This window comes from Frankia sp. CpI1-P, from assembly GCF_001421075.1.
Taxonomy (GTDB): domain Bacteria; phylum Actinomycetota; class Actinomycetes; order Frankiales; family Frankiaceae; genus Frankia; species Frankia torreyi.
In genome coordinates, this window is the sequence record NZ_LJJX01000053.1 from 1 (window position 1) to 16,446 (window position 16,446).

Annotated in this window: 11 protein-coding genes and 4 pseudogenes; 11 read left to right on the top strand and 4 right to left on the bottom strand. The window is 71.9% G+C overall.

The features are described 5' to 3' along the window. Nucleotides 1-272: pseudogene (locus FF86_RS25310) on the top strand (IS630 family transposase); the annotation flags it as partial. On the opposite strand, the gene FF86_RS34360 reads toward FF86_RS25310, so the two are convergent. Both FF86_RS34360 and FF86_RS25325 read right to left on the bottom strand, forming a co-directional pair. Beyond that, entirely contained in the window at nucleotides 269-418 is a 150-nt protein-coding gene (locus FF86_RS34360; protein WP_157866986.1) for a hypothetical protein, read from the bottom strand. The pseudogene FF86_RS25310 and the gene FF86_RS34360 sit on opposite strands and share 4 nt — an antisense overlap. A gap of 858 nt (nucleotides 419-1,276) precedes the next feature. Further along, nucleotides 1,277-1,798 carry a hypothetical protein gene (locus tag FF86_RS25325; protein WP_052681413.1) on the bottom strand — a complete coding sequence of 174 codons (522 nt, stop codon included), beginning with the start codon at nucleotides 1,796-1,798 and terminating at the stop codon, nucleotides 1,277-1,279. A 117-nt stretch (nucleotides 1,799-1,915) separates the two neighbouring features. Between FF86_RS25325 and FF86_RS25330 the strand changes: the two genes are divergently transcribed. Continuing rightward, a complete protein-coding gene (locus FF86_RS25330; RefSeq protein ID WP_044887645.1) occupies nucleotides 1,916-2,170 on the top strand; it encodes a hypothetical protein in 255 nt (84 codons plus the stop codon). Nucleotides 2,171-3,072: 902 nt separating this feature from the next. Here the strand turns inward: FF86_RS25330 and FF86_RS25335 are convergent. Then, nucleotides 3,073-3,414 (bottom strand): DUF2255 family protein, encoded by a 342-nt coding sequence (locus FF86_RS25335; protein WP_255355920.1) that lies wholly within the window; start codon nucleotides 3,412-3,414, stop codon nucleotides 3,073-3,075. A gap of 429 nt (nucleotides 3,415-3,843) precedes the next feature. Between FF86_RS25335 and FF86_RS68310 the strand changes: the two are divergent. Beyond that, nucleotides 3,844-3,948 (top strand): annotated as a pseudogene (locus FF86_RS68310) (pentapeptide repeat-containing protein); the annotation flags it as partial. A 193-nt stretch (nucleotides 3,949-4,141) separates the two neighbouring features. Here the strand turns inward: FF86_RS68310 and FF86_RS57570 are convergent. Then, nucleotides 4,142-4,585 (bottom strand): hypothetical protein, encoded by a 444-nt coding sequence (locus FF86_RS57570; protein WP_236705544.1) that lies wholly within the window; start codon nucleotides 4,583-4,585, stop codon nucleotides 4,142-4,144. 695 nt (nucleotides 4,586-5,280) lie between these two features. Between FF86_RS57570 and FF86_RS25350 the strand changes: the two genes are divergently transcribed. The 8 genes and pseudogenes from FF86_RS25350 to FF86_RS57580 all read left to right on the top strand — a co-directional run. Continuing rightward, nucleotides 5,281-5,802, top strand: a complete 522-nt coding sequence (locus FF86_RS25350) for a hypothetical protein (protein ID WP_083507067.1) — start codon at nucleotides 5,281-5,283, stop codon at nucleotides 5,800-5,802. A 149-nt stretch (nucleotides 5,803-5,951) separates the two neighbouring features. After that, entirely contained in the window at nucleotides 5,952-6,605 is a 654-nt protein-coding gene (locus FF86_RS25355; protein ID WP_242419565.1) for a DUF305 domain-containing protein, read from the top strand. Nucleotides 6,606-7,050: 445 nt separating this feature from the next. Continuing rightward, nucleotides 7,051-7,865, top strand: an 815-nt coding sequence (locus FF86_RS25360) for a GGDEF domain-containing protein (protein WP_242419584.1), incomplete at its 3' end; no start/stop codon positions are given. A gap of 1 nt (nucleotide 7,866) precedes the next feature. Continuing rightward, nucleotides 7,867-8,103 (top strand): annotated as a pseudogene (locus FF86_RS63135) (GGDEF domain-containing protein); the annotation flags it as partial. 1,513 nt (nucleotides 8,104-9,616) lie between these two features. Beyond that, on the top strand, nucleotides 9,617-12,350 hold a 2,734-nt coding region (locus FF86_RS57575; protein ID WP_255355922.1), incomplete at its 3' end, for an FtsK/SpoIIIE domain-containing protein. 579 nt (nucleotides 12,351-12,929) lie between these two features. Next, nucleotides 12,930-13,199, top strand: a complete 270-nt coding sequence (locus FF86_RS25370) for a hypothetical protein (protein ID WP_044887639.1) — start codon at nucleotides 12,930-12,932, stop codon at nucleotides 13,197-13,199. Nucleotides 13,200-13,270: 71 nt separating this feature from the next. Continuing rightward, a partial coding sequence (locus FF86_RS25375) for a hypothetical protein (protein ID WP_242419567.1) occupies nucleotides 13,271-13,495 on the top strand: 225 nt, incomplete at its 3' end. Between the two features lie 1,630 nt (nucleotides 13,496-15,125). Next, nucleotides 15,126-16,373 (top strand): annotated as a pseudogene (locus tag FF86_RS57580) (peptidoglycan-binding protein LysM); the annotation flags it as partial. Nucleotides 16,374-16,446: the final 73 nt, after the last annotated feature.

Consider the following 16,446-nt stretch of genomic DNA (forward strand, 5'->3'; position numbering starts at 1 on the left):
AGGCCTTCGACCCCGCCGTCGCGTTCGCTCTCGCCGGGCGCCTCGAGATCCACCACACCCCCAAACACGGCTCCTGGCTCAACATCGCCGAGATCGAACTGGCCGCACTGACCCGCCAATGCCTCGACCGCCGCATCGACGACCTCGACGTGCTCAACACCGAACTCGCCGCCTGGCAGACAGCCGTCAACACCGACCAGCGCCAAGTCCACTGGCACTTCACCACCGCCGACGCCCGCACCAAACTCCGCCACCTATACCCCAAACATTAGTGGCGACGGTCTACTAGGGCGCCACGGTCGAAGAAGACGACCGCGGCGAGGAAGAAGCCCACCGCCCGGGTGCCGCTGATGCCGGGCTGCGACCGATGCGGCACCCGCGGCCCGCTGACCGTCACCAGCCGCGGTGCGGTCTGCACCGACGGCTACCCGCCGGCCACCCCCTGAAAGGACGAAGCCCATGGNCCTCCCCTCGAAGAAGCAGCTCGAGAACAGCGTGAAGCGGAACAAGACGGCGAGTCTGAGTCGCATCAAGGGTGAGATCGCCGCCGCCCTTGACGCAGGCAAGATCAGCGATGACGCCGTGGCTGTCAACGAGATGGCGATCGAGGTCATCGACAGCGAGTTGGTACGCCGCCGCAAGTAGGCGGCGGCCCCCCTGAACCAGCCCGAAACCGACGGATGCCCCGACCAGCCGGCACCCCCAGCCAAGAAAGGAAAGAAGACCACCGCCGCCGCCCCCACCGCGCGCAGGAAGCCCGCCGCCGCCGCCCCGCCGGCTCCCGCCACGCGGAAGAAGAAGGCCGCGACCACCGCCGCACCGACGGCTCCCGCCGCCCGCAGGGGAAGGAAGGCGGCCGCGTCCCCGACGGTTGTGCACCCGGCGCCGGCGCCCACCGCACCGAAGAAGCCCGCCGCCAAGGCGGACGCCGTCGATCCCGCGAGAAGGCAGCGGATCGCAGCCCAGGTCTGCCAGGACTACCAGGCCGACCGGCTCCAGCCGCACGAGGTCATCGTCAAGGCCAACGGCGAGATTTGGATCGACCGTTGCGGGACGTACCCGGACGCCGTCCCGTTCCAGGTCGGCCGCTGGTCCTAACCGACCCGCCGCAGGCGACACCCGGCCGGCTGCCGGTCGGACGTCAGATGGGCAAGGGCCCGCGGACATCACGTCCGCGGGCCCTTCGCTTTGCCGCCACCGCCATATGGTCATGTTGACCAGAACTGTTGACGGGTTGACCTTCGCGGCGCCGCGAAGGTCAACAGCGGCCCGCAGGTCAGCCGGTCCAGGTCACCCGGAGCGTGTCCGCGACCGCCTTCATCGGCACGTCCATGCCGAGGCCGGTCAAGATGCGGGTGACCGCGTCAAGGTCCACGGTCTCCCGGCCGGACGGCACCATCTCAACCGCCCACGGGCCGTACTCGCCGGGGCCAACAGCCTTCAGCGTCTTCTGCGCCGGGCGGAGTGTCCGGTCGGCTGCCCGCCGCGCCTCGACGCCGGCGTTGTAGGCGACGCACGCCGCTTCGATCGGGGTTGCCGGCTGGTAGGTGTGGGCGGGCTTGAAGCGGGTGCGGGTGATGTTCACGGTGCGGGCCGCAGCGTAGGTGGCGACCGAGTTGGCGCTGATGCCGCCGGCGAGTGGGACCAGGCGGCCTGCGCGGGCGTACCGGCGGACGGTGTCTTCCTTGACGGCCAGTTCGGCGGCTGCGGTGGCGACGGAGATGGTGTGGTCGGAGACGGTCGGGGGGACCGGGGCGACGGTGGTGATGCTGGTGGCGGTGTCTGCGGTGATGGTCATCTTGGCCCCCTGGCGTCCGGTGTTCCGACACCACCTAACTTAGGGTTGCTGTAACCCTAAGTCTTCCGTTTCCGCCCAACAGTCCAACAACTTGGGGATGCGGCATACTCACGTTCTATGAGTGATGACCCCCTACTCGGCTACGCCCAGATCGCCGACCACGCCACCAGCCGCGGGCAGGCCATGAAGGCGCAGACCGTCCGGAACTACCGCCACCGCGGCCTACTCCCCGAACCCGACGACACCACCGTCCCCGACCGGCCCCGCTGGCGGCAGTCCACCATCGACCAGTGGCTCACCGGCAGGCCCGGCCAGGGCAAGCGGACCGACCTGCGACCCAAGCCGGCGGGCAGCGGGGTAAACGACGCTTAGGGCGGTCCGACCTGCGGGTTCCGGGTCTTTCGGGGATGCCCCAGCAGGGGCCCGCCGCACCATCCTCGCCAGCCCGTGAGCCGGCTGAGCCGGGTGAGACGGGCATCCGCCNACTGTGGGCTACACCAGCACCGGCAAGCCCCACGGGTGCCATCCTCGCCGGTCCGATCACTACACCGGACGCCCCACGACAGTGCCGGCCGCCCGCTCACCGCCCAGGGGGTACGCACTCCCGCGTACCCCCCGTTTCCGCAGGTCAGGACGGTTGTAGGCGGGGGTACGCACCGGGCGGGAAGAGAGGGACGTCTATACGAGCCGGCGAAAAAAAGAGACAGCCCGGGGCCGGCTGCGGCACCAGGCGGCCGGCGCGTCAGACCGGCGGGCGGCGGCCGCTGCCAAGAAGAACGGACCAGGCACGGAACCCTGCCCGGCTCACGGCGCTGGTGCCCGCGTGGTGCCCGCGCCGCGCGGCGAAACTTCCGTTTCCGGCCGACTGTCAGCGATCATCGGCGTTCCGAAAGGCGCTGCGGCATAAGGGATTTCGGCTATCCCCGACTGTCCCCGCTCGGCTCCTGCCCGGGTTCAAATCCCGGAGCCTCCGCCCCTCGTCCGCGCGGCCAGCCTCTCAGGCTGGCCCGCTGACCAGATCAGATCAGCCTTCTTGATTGTCCTTACCTCCTCGTCGAGAACTCCTTCCGATGAGGAGCCGCTTCGCCGCGCGACGCGGCTCCACGGTGGCTGGTGAAGCCGGGGGTAGACCCGGTCAGCAGCAGGCAGCCCAGGCGCGTCGGGTCCGACCGGCAGGCTGGCCAGAATTTCCAGGAGCCGTGTGCCCTTCTCGGCGGCAGCGGGCGTTGGGTGGCGATCCTGGGCCGGCCTGTCGCTCCTGCTCGCCGGGCCTCCTACGCGGGACCGAGCCGCAGGGTCGTGATCGCGGCGGAGTCCGTGACCATGGATTCGGCGCCCGCGTCGCCGTACTTGGTGCGGTAGGCGGCGTCGATGTCCGCGCGCTGCTGGGCGGTGCCTTCACCGACGTCCTCGACGGTAACGTCGGCGTCGAGGCCGGGGACGTGGATGCGGGCCCGGCGTGAGGCGAGGGCGTGACCGAACCAGCCGGTGTCGCGCCGGTACCAGGTCCGCACGTACACCTGGTCACCGACGCGGACGACCCAGATCGGCAGCGGCTGTCGCAGGGCCCCGTCGGCGCGCCTGACCGCGATCTCCAGTTCGCGGGCCGCGTCGATCCGCTNCAAGGCGTCCGCGGACCAGGTCAGTTCGTTCATGCCTCGATCGTGCCCTTGCCCCGGCCATGGACCAACACTGTCCGGGTACACCGGCGATACCTCTCGAGTATCGATGGAGCGCCACCCTGGTCGGATGGACACGGGCCACGGTGATCGGGCCGGACTCATGCCGCGCCAACCTGCGCCAGCTGCATCGGCATCCGTCATCGGCATCCGTCAGCCGGCCCGCCGCGGCCAGGCTGCACGACGCCCGGGACTTCGCCGGGCATGTGGATTCGCGGACCGCTCGCCGTCACAACCACGATCGTGGGAACCTGGACCTGCACGGGTCACCTGTTCCGTCCACGCTCCGACCTCAACGGCGCTGAGCTCAGCGGACCCGCCAGCCTGGCCAACCTCAGCCTTGCCGGCGCCCACCTCGCCGGTGCCATGCTCAGCAAGGCGGACCTCACCGGCGCCGTACTGAGCGGGGCGGACCTTTCCGACGCCCGGCTGCGCGACGCGAATCTGAGCGGCGCCTGGCTCGACGAGGCAGACCTCACCAACACCCGGCTCAGTCGAACCGACCTCACCCACGTGGGCGCGCTGTCGCAGGAACAGGTAGACGCCGCCCGCGGGACAGATCGACGCGGTTGCCGACCTGGATTACACGCCCGGCGTCGTGGGGCCGGACGGAGTCACCGCACGAAGAGTGAGCGCCGCACGGCACAACAGCCTGCCTCCCATCTCAATGGACACACCAAATTTTCCCTCGCGAGGGGATCCGGTGCGCCTTTTCTTCTACTTCCTTCAGGGAAGAGCGTAACGTCCCACCCCGGTTTGACTGGGAGCCACATTCGGGGGGAACGGTGGTCTTTTTTCGGCGCGCCTGGCTTTGGTGCCGGCGCCATCCCAAGACCAGCGGGGCGGTCACCGTCCTGCTCGCCTTGTTCATCATCATCGGTGCGACCTCGGATCCGCCCAAGAAGCAGACCGCGTCGATGCGGCCGGCGTCGCTGACGATCGCCACACCGACAGCGACGCCGTCGGCAGTCCCGACGTCATCCGCGGCACCGGTGTTGGCGATGCCTCCCTCGACGACGGCTATTCCGGCCTCGACGACGGCTATTCCGGCGCCTCGGGCGACAGCGGCTTCGGTGGAGCACGCCGCGCCCAGCACACGTAGGGTCACCGCCTCAGGCCCCACCCAGCTCCCGGCCCCACCGCCCGCGACCCGTGCGGCAGCGCCACCAGCCGCGCAACCACCAGCCGCGCAACCACCAACAGCACAAGCACCGGCCGCACAGCCGCCGGCCAACCATCAACCGGCAGCAGCGCCACCCGCCGCAGCTGCCCCGCCGGCCGCGGCTGCTCCCGCCTGTCACCCACTGGCCGCCAGCGGAAACTGCTACAAGCCCGGCCAGATCTGCCGCAATGTCGACCATGGCGTGCAGGGGGTCGCGGGTGACGGCAGGGCAATCGTCTGCGCGGACGACAACGGCTGGCGCTGGGTCGCGGCCTGACGATGTCATCCGGTTGACGGCGGCTGCATCCCGAGACGGAAACTTCATCCCCTTGACGGCAGCCTGCGGTGCCACGCAGGCCGACGGGCCATGGCCGCACGCCGGCCAGGCGGCCGCCCGCCGGCCGCGGCGCCGGTAGCCGGACTGATGGCGGGGCCCGCGGACCTGGCGTCCTCGGGTCCCGTCCCCCTATGCACCGGCGAGTGGCGACTGATCTCGTGACGCATCCCACCACGTCGATCATTTGGCCGGCCGGCACGCTCGGTGCCGATGACCAGGCCGGACCCTCGGACCATCACGGGGGCGCGGATCGGAGGTGGCGTCGGATCCCGTCGCCGCACGCCCCCTCAGGCATCATGGCGCGGTGAGTGTCGGGACCCGCGGACAGATCTCCGCTCGGGGGCCGTATCTGGTGCTCCTCGTGCCCATGCTCCTCGGCATTCTGCTCATGCACGGCGGCCTGTCCGCGCATGCCGGCCATCACGGCCGTCACGGCCACCCGGGCGGACTCTGCGGCTCTGACGGGCTGCTGGTCGCGGCCAGGAGCCGGCCGGGCGCGCCGCACGACGGGACGCCGCACGACGGGGCACCACGCCAGCAGTCCACCCCCGGCCACCCGGGCAGCCTCGAGGGCGCGTCCGCGATCCTGACGCCGGACCCGACCGCTGGTCATCACGGTGGGCACGTCGGCGAGCTGTGCCTGGCGTTCCTTCGCGTGACAGGCATCCTGCTCGTCGCCCTGTTGCTCGCCCGCGCCGTCCGGACGGCCGTCGGCGCACGAGCCCACTCGCGCCCGGCGCTCTTCCGCCCCGAGCGGTCACCACCTGGGGGACTACCTCGCCCCCGCGCGCCCTCACTCGCCCGCCTCTGCGTGCTGCGCGTGTAGACCGACCGTTCCGCCGACGTGGGTTCTCGACGACTCCCGCCCGGCGGACCGGTATTCGGCTGCGCACGCATCCGGAGTCCGCACGCATCTGGACGACGAGGAACTTCAGCATGAGACGACTCATCCTGCTCATCCCGGCGCTTCTCGCCGTGGTCACCGTCGGCGCCTGCGGCAGCGGGAGCAGCACCGGCGCACCTACCAGCACGGCAACGACCACGACGACAGCGGCGACCGGCAGCCACAACGCGGCCGACATCACCTTCGCCCAGAAGATGATCCCCCATCACCGGCAGGCCATCGAGATGGCCGAGCTGGCCCCGTCCCACACACAGAACCCGCAGGTCAGATCCCTCGCGCAGCAGATCCGGGCCGCGCAGGCACCGGAGATCGCGACCATGGCGGATTGGCTCACCGAATGGGGGCAGCCCACCGCTCCCCCGGCCGACGCGGGCGTCTCCGGCCACGGCACGAGTGACCACGGCACCGGTGACCACGGCACGGCCGGCACTGGCATGGGCGATGACGGCATGGGCGATCACGGGATGCAGACCGAGGCGCCGGACGCCGCCATGGAAGGAATGATGTCCAGCGCGGACATGACCGCCCTGAGGAACGCGACCGGACCGGCCTTCGACGAGATGTTTCTCGCCATGATGATCGAGCATCACCAGGGCGCCGTCGCCATGGCGAAGGCCGAGATCCGTGACGGCCGCCATACGCCGGCGAAACACCTTGCCGAGGACATTCAACGCGCTCAGGCGGCCGAGATCGTCAGCATGCAGGACCTGCTTACCAGGATCTGACCGGCCCGGTGCAGGACGGGATGGTGGCTGCGACGCCGGCCACCATCCCGCCGCGCCGAGCCCGCACCCAGTTTCCCTCGAGCCTGCATCGAGCGACGGGCGGCGCCAGCCCACCAGGGAATTCACTACCCCCACGCATCCACTGCTCTCGCCACCACCTTTCACTGCACACCGTTCGACAAAACGGAATCCACCCGTCGGTAGCCGCCCGAGGATCGGAAAGGCACCGCCGCGGCAGCCCTNCTCGGCGCGGGAGACACACCCGCCCGGGGCGGTCCCACGGCACATCACCCGCGCCGTGCGGGTCGAGGACGCGTCCCGCGCCCAACCGACACCACGGTGCGGCAGCCGGAAGGATTCCAACTCCGTGCCCACCGATGACATCGCGGCGGCCGTGTTCGACTCCCTCCCCTCGCCCGTTGCGGTACTCGGCCCGGACGGCACGGTGGCCCGCCTGAACGAGGCATGGCGCCGCAGCGCCGCGACCGGGGTGGCCCTGCTCCCCGTGCGGCCCGGCATGAGCTGGCTGGCGGCCTGCGACCACGCGGCCGAGGCTGCGGCGCGGGCGGCGGGCACCTCTGTGGACCAGGCCCGCTCCTCGCCCGCCGGCCCGGTCGACCTCACCGCGTTCGATCCGGTCACGCCGGTCCGGACCCTGGCGTTTCTCTCGCGGCAGTTGATCGACCGACGGCGGACCTGGGCCCGCATCGAGCTGCCGCAGCCAGCGCCGCGCGGTCACCGCTGGCTTGACGTCCGTCTGAGCGCCCTCATCCGCGGCGACGGGCTGATCGTCGTCGTCGAGGACGTGACCGAACGGCGCCATCGCGAAGAGGACCTCCGCCGTCAGGCCACAACGGATCCGATCACCGGTCTGGCGAACCGGACAGCACTGCGAGCCCTGCTCGCGGCCAGACTCACCCCCAGCGGATCCGGCGCGTCGGACGCCACCAGAGCACGGGCCGGAAGCGCGGCCTCATCCGCACTGACGCCTCCTTCCCCGGAACGGGCCGGGACCGCCGTTCTTTTCCTGGATCTGGACGCATTTCGTCGAATCAACAACTCCTTCGGTTATCCGACCGGTGATGCCGCCCTACGTGCCGTCGCCCGCCGCTTTTCGAGCGTACTCGGCGCCGCCGACGTCCTCGGGCGATGGGATGGCGACGAGTTCGTCGTGCTCGCCGGCTCCGGGGCCGCGCCGGATGTCGCCGACCTCGCCGAGCGGCTGGTGGCGGCCCTCGACGAACCGCTCGACGTGCACGGNCACCGAATCCGGCTGTCGGTAAGCGTGGGGGTCGCCCTGGTGGGCGCAGCTCCGCCCCACTCCGGCGACAACCATCCTGAGCAGCGCGAACAGGGACGCCAGCCGGGAAATCGGGGGGCCGCCGGCGCCCCGACCGAGGACGGGGACGTTCTGGTCGCACGAGCCGGAGCGGAAGTGACCCGCGCCCGCTCCAGGCTACGGGCCGGCCACGACCGCCGATCCCGCTCCGGTCAGTAATTCGGCTTTCCGGTCGTCGAAAGTATAGGTTGACGACCACAAGGCCAAATTCGTATACGCAGCGTCGTCCGATGTCGACGGGGGGCGTTTCGGGTCGTATCTTCGGCCCATGCAGCTCGCATTCACCATTCGCGATTTCCGCACCGGAAAGAACGTCGACGTGCTTCTGCGCGCCGGTGCCGAAACTCCGCTCGGCGTCGTGGCCGACGCGCTGGCGACCGTCGTCCGGCCGCCCCACCCGGGCCGTGCCTCGGCGAGGGCCAGCCCCTCGCTGACCCTCGCCGGCCGTGGCCGCCCGCTCAACCCGAGTCTGCCGCTCGCCCGCTCGCCGTTGACCGAGGGCGCGGTCGTGATCCTCGACGCGCCGCCGGCCCGGCGGGCCACTGGCGCGGGCATGGTCCAGCTGATGATCACTGCTGGTCCCGGCGCCGGCGTCATCCATCCGCTGCCGGTCGGCGAGCACACCATCGGTTCGGCTCCCGGCAGCGCCATCCTGCTTGCCGGCCCTGCCACCACCGATGAACCTGTGCTGACGGTGCGGGTCGCCGCCGATGGAAGCTGTTCGGTCACTCCCGGCCCCGGCGCAAGGATCGTCGGGTGGGACCGAGTGAAGGGCGACGGCTCGATCCTCGCCTCCGTGCACACTCCCAGCACGGCGTTGCGGCTCCTGCGTCCTGCGGCGGTTGCCCCCCTGGCGCTTCCCTCCACCGCCGTTACGGGAAGGCTCGACGTCAACCGGCCGCCTCGGCTGCGCCCACCCCAGCGGGCGGCCGCCTTCGCTCTGCCTGCGGCGCCCGAGGAGCCTCGCCGAACGCCCGTCCCCGTGCTGGCCACGCTCCTCCCCCTGCTCGCCGCCCTGGGCATGGCCGCGGTGCTGCGGACGGTCTACGTCCTGCTGTTCGCCGTCCTCGGACCGCTGAATCTGGCCCTGTCCATGGCGAGCGGGCGTCGGCGGGACCGCCGCGAGTTCCGCGAGGCCACCGCGCGCCATCGACGGCTGCGTGACGAGGTGGAACACGCGGCGCAGGCGGCGCTCGAGACGGAGTGTGCCGAGCGCCACGCTGACCAGCCCGACCCGGCAAGCCTGTTCGCCACGGCCTGGCAGCGNGACTCCGGGCTCTGGCGGCGCCGCCGAGGCGACGCCGACTACCTGCGGCTGCGCGTCGGAATCGCGAACCAGCCGAGCGCGGTCATGATCACCCGCGCCGACCACCCGGCCGACCCGATGCGCGCGGATCTGCCCGCCGTGGTCGCCCTGAGCGAGGACGGCGTCGTCGGGGTCGCGGGCGCCCGGTCCCAGGAACTCGGCTGTTGGCTCCTCGCCCAGGCCGCCGTTCTGCACAGCCCCGAGGAGCTGGCGATCTGCGTGCTGGCCGCCGATGCCGGCCGCGCCGCCAGGTGGCGCTGGCTTCGCTGGTTGCCGCACTGCCGTTCCGCTGCCGCCGACGCGGCGGCATGGTTCGCGGGGGACGCGGCGGGCCGGGTCGCCCGCGTCGCCGAACTCCGGTCCCTGATGCAACGCCGCCAGAGTCTGCCGTCCGACCGCCGCCCCGCCGGCCCCGACATCCTGCTCGTACTGGACGGTGCACGCTCGCTGCGATCCGTTCCCGGCCTGATCCCGGTGCTGCGCGCAGGCCCGGCCGTGGGCATCCACGCGATCTGCCTGGAGTCCGACGTCCGGGATCTCCCGGCCGAATGCCGGGCCGTCGTCGCACCCGATGGCGGCTGTCTCACGGTGCATCGGGATCAGGCGGGGGTGATCAGACACGTCCACCCCGACCTCGTCGGTCCGGCCGGGGACGGCGGCGACGCGCCGTCCGGAGCGGCTCGCTGGTACGAGTCGGTGGCGCGGGCACTCGCGCCGCTTCGCCTGGCGGCGGATGACGACGCCGATCTCCCCGTGGCCGTGAGGCTGTCGGACATCACCGGCGGGGGCCGGCAGGCCGCATCGGCGATCCGGCGGGCATGGTCATTCGCCCCGGGTTCGGGGACCCCGCAGACAAGCCGTCCCGTCCCGGTGGGAGTCGCCGGCGGCGGGACGTTCACTATCGATCTTCCTCGCGACGGCCCACACGGGCTGATCGCGGGCACGACCGGATCGGGCAAGTCGGAGCTGCTGCAGACGATCATCGCTGCACATGCCGTGACCTACCGGCCGGACGAGCTGGTATTCGTGCTCGTCGACTACAAGGGGGGCAGCGCGTTCGCCGAATGCGCCGCCCTGCCGCACACTGTGGGTCTCGTCACGGATCTCGACCCGCACCTGGTACGCCGGGCCCTGATCTCCTTGTCCGCCGAGCTGCACCGACGGGAGGCGCTCCTCGCCCGGTTCGGCGCCAAGGATCTCGATGCCCTGCGTCGTGCGGCGCCGAGTACAGGTCCGGGCGAGCTGACGGTCCCGCCCCGGCTGGTACTCGTCGTCGACGAGTTCGCCACCCTCGCCCGGGAGCTACCCGACTTCGTGACCGGCCTGGTCAGCCTCGCCCAGCGCGGGCGCTCCCTCGGTATTCACCTGCTCCTGGCCACCCAGCGTCCGAGCGGCGTCGTCTCCCCCGAGATCCGGGCGAACACGAACCTGCGCATCGCGCTGCGAGTGACCGATGTGGCCGAAAGTGAGGACGTCGTCGGGTGTCCGGACGCCGCCGCGATCGTCGCCGCCACCCCCGGCCGGGCAGTGGTGCGCACCGGGCCCGAGCGGGTCACGACCGTGCAGACCGCCTGGGTGGGCGGCCCGGCCCACGCGGAGGGTGACGACATCGGCGAGGTCGCGCCGCGCGTGAGCCTGCTGGCGTGGCCCTGGCCGGACGCCCCGGAGTCGGGACCGGGCCGGCCACATCCCGGCGCCGCGTCGCGAGATATCGCACCCGGCGACACCGAGCTGACCGTTCTGGTGCGGGCGGTCCGCGAGGCCGCCGCGGCCATGGGGATCCCCGCCCAGCCGAGTCCCTGGCTTCCACCGTTGCCAGAGCGCATCGACCTCTCCGCCCTACCGGCCGTCACCGGCTCCGACGAGCTGGACACGCACCCGGTGGGTCCGCCGGGGCGCCGTCCCGGGCCCCGCCGGGGCGGGCCCCACCTTCCCGACACGGCGCTCACCCCGGTCGCCATCGGCCTGTCCGACCGCTGTGACCGCCAGTTGCAACAGCCCTTTGCGTTGGACCTGGAGGACGGCGGCCACCTGATGGTCGTCGGCGCGCCACGGTCGGGTCGTTCCACGGTCCTGCGGACCGCCGCGGGCGCGATCGCCGGCGCGATGTCCCCGCACGACGTCCACATCTACGGGCTGGACTACGGCGGCGGCGCGCTGGCCGCCCTGACCAGCCTGCCGCACACCGGCGCACTCGTCGGGCGGGATGATCCCGAGCGGGTCGGACGGATGCTCGCCCGGCTGACCGTCGCCGTCGAGCAACGCCGCCGGCGACTCGCCGCGGACGGGGTGGCGGATCTGCGGGAGGCACGGCGCAGTGTCACCCTGGCCGAAGGCAGTGCCGCGGTCCGCCCGCCCTACCTCGTGCTCCTCGTCGACGGCTTCGAGGCTCTGCTCGCCGCGTCCGAGGACGCCGACGGTGGGGACCTCGTCGAGTGCCTCCTCCGGCTGCTGCGGGAGGGCCCGGCGGCCGGGCTGCGGGTGATCCTCTCCACGGACCGGCGCGGGCTGACCGGCCGGCTGGCCTCCCTCATCGACGAGCGGCTGATCCTGCGGCTGGCCGATCCCGGCGACTACGCGCTGGCCGGCATCTCCGTCGCGGACATGCCCGAGCGGCTGTCTCCCGGGCGGGGAGTCGCGGTCGGAGGCCGATTTCCGACTCCCGTCGAGATCCAGGTCGCCGTGCTCGCCGCGGAAGCGGCCGGCCGGGCGCAGGTGGCGGCATTACGAGCCGTAGGTGCACGGTTGCGGACCGGCGCCGACGCGATCGGACCGGATCGGGGCGGCAACCGCCCCTTCCGCGTCGAAGCGCTCCCGGAGTGCGTCACCAGCGCCCGGATGGCGACCGCCCAGGCTCGCCGGCCCGCCACCGCCCCCCGCCGCTCACCCGCGCCCCGGCTGCGGGCCGCTCTCGGACTCGGCGGGGACGAACTGGACATCGTCGACCTTGACCTTGACGAGGAGCCCGGCTTCGTCGTGGGCGGGCCGCCGCGCTCGGGACGCAGCTCGGCACTGCTCACCATCGCACTGTCACTGCTGGCCGGTGGTGCCTACGTCGTCGCGGTGACACCGCGTCCCTCAGCGCTACGCGCGCTTGCGGNCCATCCGGGTGTTCTGGCCGTGGTGGATTCCGTTCTGGGCCACCTTGCCGAAGCCGGCAGCGTGAGCGGCCCGGGCCGGCCGGTCCTACCTCCCGGGACTGCCCACCTCGGCGGCGTGACCGCGCCCTGGGCCGTCACGCCGGGGAGACGGCCGCCGGTCGTCCTCGTCGACGACGCCGAGCTGATCGGCGAGCACGCGGCCACCGAGCTGGCGAGCTTCTGGCAGCAGGCGCGCGGCACCGGGGGCGCGCTCGTCATCGCCGGCTCGACGGAGGAGCTGGTGCTGCAGTACCGCGGCGTCGTCGTCGACGTCCGTCGTGAGGGGCACGGGCTGCTCCTCGCCCCGAGACGGCCGGGCGACGGAGAGCTCCTCGGCGTCCGGCTCCCCCGGACGAGCCCCGGCCCCGTGCCGGCGGGTCGGGGAGTGCTCATCCGGCGTGGAATCCCGCTGCCCGTCCAGGTCGCCTGCCCACCAGCCACCGTTCCCGTCCTGCTCCACCCCCGACACCAGCCCCACCCTCGACATCCGCTCCAGCCGCGACACAGCGCTAAGGGAATCGCATGAGAAAGGGAATCGCATGAGAACTGTCACGACGCCGGCGGCCCTGCAGGCCGCCGCCCGGATGAGTCAGCTACTGCCCGGCCTGCAGACGACGGCGGTGAACCTCATCGACCACGGCAACACCCTCGCTGACCCGCGCAACTGGGAGGGCCCGAAGGCCCAGGTCTTCCGCGCGCAGATCTGGCCGGAGGTGCAGCACGCGCTCACGGACCTGCACGCCAACCTCACCGAGCTGGCCCGCGGCATCACCGAGATCAACAGGCGGACCGCCGCAGCGGGAAGCTGATCACCGTTCCCGGACCCGCGTCACCCTCGGCCGCCGTTCGCCTGTCGACCGAAATCCCCCTGGAGGACACCGTGACCCCGTCGTCCGACGTCACCGTTCGCAGCACCCCGCAGGCCCTGGCCGCGATCTCGGACCTCGCCTCGATCGTGAACGGACCGCTGCTCACCCACTTCGACGAACTGCGGTCCACCGCGAGAACCCTCACCGACCCGGAGAGCTGGGACGGGCGCGGCGCGACCGAGTTCCGGACGACCGTCTGGCCCGGCTACGAACGCACGCTCACCGAGCTGCACGCCNGACTCGACCAGCTACGCACCCGGCTTGCCGAGATCCAGAACGAGATCCAGAGCGCCGGATGACCGATGCCAGGCCGGCCGGTTCAGGGACCTCGCCAGTTCAGGGACTCGCACCATAAGCTGACGGTCACGCTTTGCATCCTTCTGGACCGTTCCCTCCCGGACCGGCGCTCCCGCGCCACGGACGGCGGCCCTGGAGGCACCGGAATCTGGCCACGCCTCCGCCGATCTGTGTCGTCGCCAGCCAGTCAGACGGGTGCCCGGAAGTCGGGGCCGTCGGGAACGAAGCGGAACGTCGCGGTCACGGCGTCGAACAGGCGGTGCAGCGCGTTGGTCACCGCGATGTTCGGGCTCCGGCATTCAACCTGGGCCACGCGTGGCGCACCCGGCACGGGGATCAGCGTGCGCATGCTCGCGACCAGGGTCGGCTCGATGTCCAATCCACCGCCGGAGGNCAGCACGCCGAGCACGCGGGCGGCCAGGCCGACGGCAGGAAGATCCACGATCTGCACCTTGCGCCAAGTGCCCGACAAGGACGGCAGGGGCTCCTCCTGTAACCCCAACACGAGCGCACTCACCGTGGGGACCGACTCCCCCGGCCCCGCGTCATGACGGAAAGAGGAGACCGACACAGTGGCCGACAGGCCGGCGTCGTCGATGGCCTCCACCATCACGCCGCAGTAGACCGCGCCGCTTGCCGTCGCGCTCCGTGCCGCGTCGCGCAGCACTGCGGACATGACCGCCCGGCGGCCGGCCAGCATCGGCGTGCCGCGACTACGGGCGTGAACGAGAGGATCGATCGAACGCATGGCCGTGNCGGACCTCAGATCCAACNTGAACCAGCTCTCCGGCATCGTGATGGCGAAACGATCCGGAGCTCGCCGGCTCGCCGCCGCGTATCCACTCAAGCCACATCCCTGTACTCGACACGCGCCGATCAATACCGCAGCCGCAGGATGCGGAGATTGCTCAGCGCAAGGTTGAATCCGGACATTTAGCGTTGGATCGGGTACCGAATGCTCATCGTGCGTGAGAGATCCCGGATCTGTCATCCCTACGTTCCCGCTCCGCGATCGCACTGGTACGGTTACACCGGGTTCGTCCCGCTGTCGCCGTCTCGGCGCAGCAGCGTGAGGAGGCCGGATGCCCACNGCGCGCCGCCCGCGTGGGGAGCCCCGGACGTCGNCTGGTAGTCGAGACGGCCGCGCCGCGTTTCCCGTCCGTCGCTCCGGAGGGCCTGTGCGTCCATCGATCCGGGCACCCAGGATCGCGATCTGGTTAATCGTCACAAGAAGGCCAGAAAACTCTCACTTCGCCCCGGGTCNCCGCGCCAGTCGACCTAGCATGAGCGCCACGCGACGTGCCCCGCGGACCGACGCCGCCCCTCGCCCGGCACGCACGTGCGCCCGACCCTGCGCCTGATCGGGGACGAACCATGTCGACCACACCGTTGCCCTCGGCACCATCGNCCTCGCATCCGCCTGACCCCACGGGGACTCCGCCGGCCGCGCCGGAATCCGCACCGCGGCCAGGCACACCGCGGCCGGCTGCGAAGCGGCGGCGCGGCCCGGTCACCAGGGCTGCGGGCGGCCGGGCGGCGGGCGGCGGGCGCGCCACCGGCGGCGAGGCCGTGCCGACCCGGCAGGCAGTGCCGACGGTCCCGCCGGAGGATCGCGCGCGAGAGCGGCTGCAGGCAGCGGGCGCGCTCGCGGCGATTGCCGTGGCTGTCCTCGGCATCCCCGTGATTCTCGCGCTGGTGCTCGGTCCGCCGATCCGGAGCGGTGGCGGGGCGGGCGGGGTCGTCCGGGCGGTCCTTTCCCTGCTGTTCTGGGCGGCGTGGGCGCACTTCATCGCCTGCCTCGTCGCGGAGTGGCGCGCGGAGGTTCGCGGCAGCGGTCTGGCTCCGCGCATTCCCTTCGGCGGCGCCCCGCAGATGCTCGCCCGCCGCCTCGTCGTCACCGCGTTGCTGCTCTCGGGCACCACAGCCTTCGTTGTTCCGGTGACCTATGGCCAGGAGGCGGCCCGCGGACAGCGCCCGGGGCCGGCCGAGATGCCGCGAGGGATTCCTGCGCCAGATCCGCGCCCAGAGCTGGCGCCTCCCCGGGTCGCGGACGGCGCCGACCCGCGGGGCGGCGCCACGAACGGCAGAGACGGCCTCGGCGCCCCCGACCACACGGATACGCCCAACCGTACGGATACACCCGACGGCGCGGGCACGCCCGACGGCGCGGGTCCACCGGCCCAGGCCCCCCGTGGATGGGCCGCTCTGCCCGTCCCGTCAGGCGCGCGCCCCGCCTGGGCCTCCGATCGAGCCTCGCCGCGTGATGGCATCTCGGCTCCTGACGAGCCCCTGGGCGACGGTGGATATGAGCACGCTCCCTATCCCGGCGACCGGTATGCCGGCGTCGACGGCCTGGGTGGAGTCGGCCTGGGTGGAGTCGGCCTGGACAGCGTCACCCCGGACAGCGGCGGCGGCTCGGACGGGGTGCGGACGGCGGAGTTCGCGGGGTCGGTTCCCCCGGCGCAGGAGCCTGTCGCCGGCCAGGACGAGCTGTCGCCGCCCTGGCATGCCGACCGCCCGGAGCTGATCAGTCCGGCCGCGGACCAGCACAGCCGCCTGGTCCTCGGCGAGCGCGTGGTGAAGCTGTACGAGGTGCGCCCGGCGGAGGGGCGTCATCACGACACTCTCTGGGGCATCGCCGAGCGCTTTCTCGGCGATGGGCTGCGGTACCGCGAGATCTTCGATCTGAACGAGGGCCGCACCCAACCGGACGGCCGAACGTTGTCAAAGCCGTCCCTCATCCACGCCGGGTGGGTCCTGCTACTGCCCGCCGACGCCCAGGGCGACGGGCTGCGCGTCCTGCGGATGCCCGAAGGCNCCCCCGGTTGGCCGCAGACCTCGGCGGGCGCCGACGGCGACGATGACCTGGACGACCTTTTCGATCACGACA

What these genes read in the sequence shown, in the direction of transcription:
- FF86_RS25325 (WP_052681413.1), bottom strand. Translation starts at nt 1,798, where the DNA reads ATGACCATCACCGCAGACACCGCCACCAGCATCACCACCGTCGCCCCG.
- FF86_RS25330 (WP_044887645.1), top strand. Translation starts at nt 1,916, where the DNA reads ATGAGTGATGACCCCCTACTCGGCTACGCCCAGATCGCCGACCACGCC.
- FF86_RS25370 (WP_044887639.1), top strand. Translation starts at nt 12,930, where the DNA reads ATGAGAACTGTCACGACGCCGGCGGCCCTGCAGGCCGCCGCCCGGATG.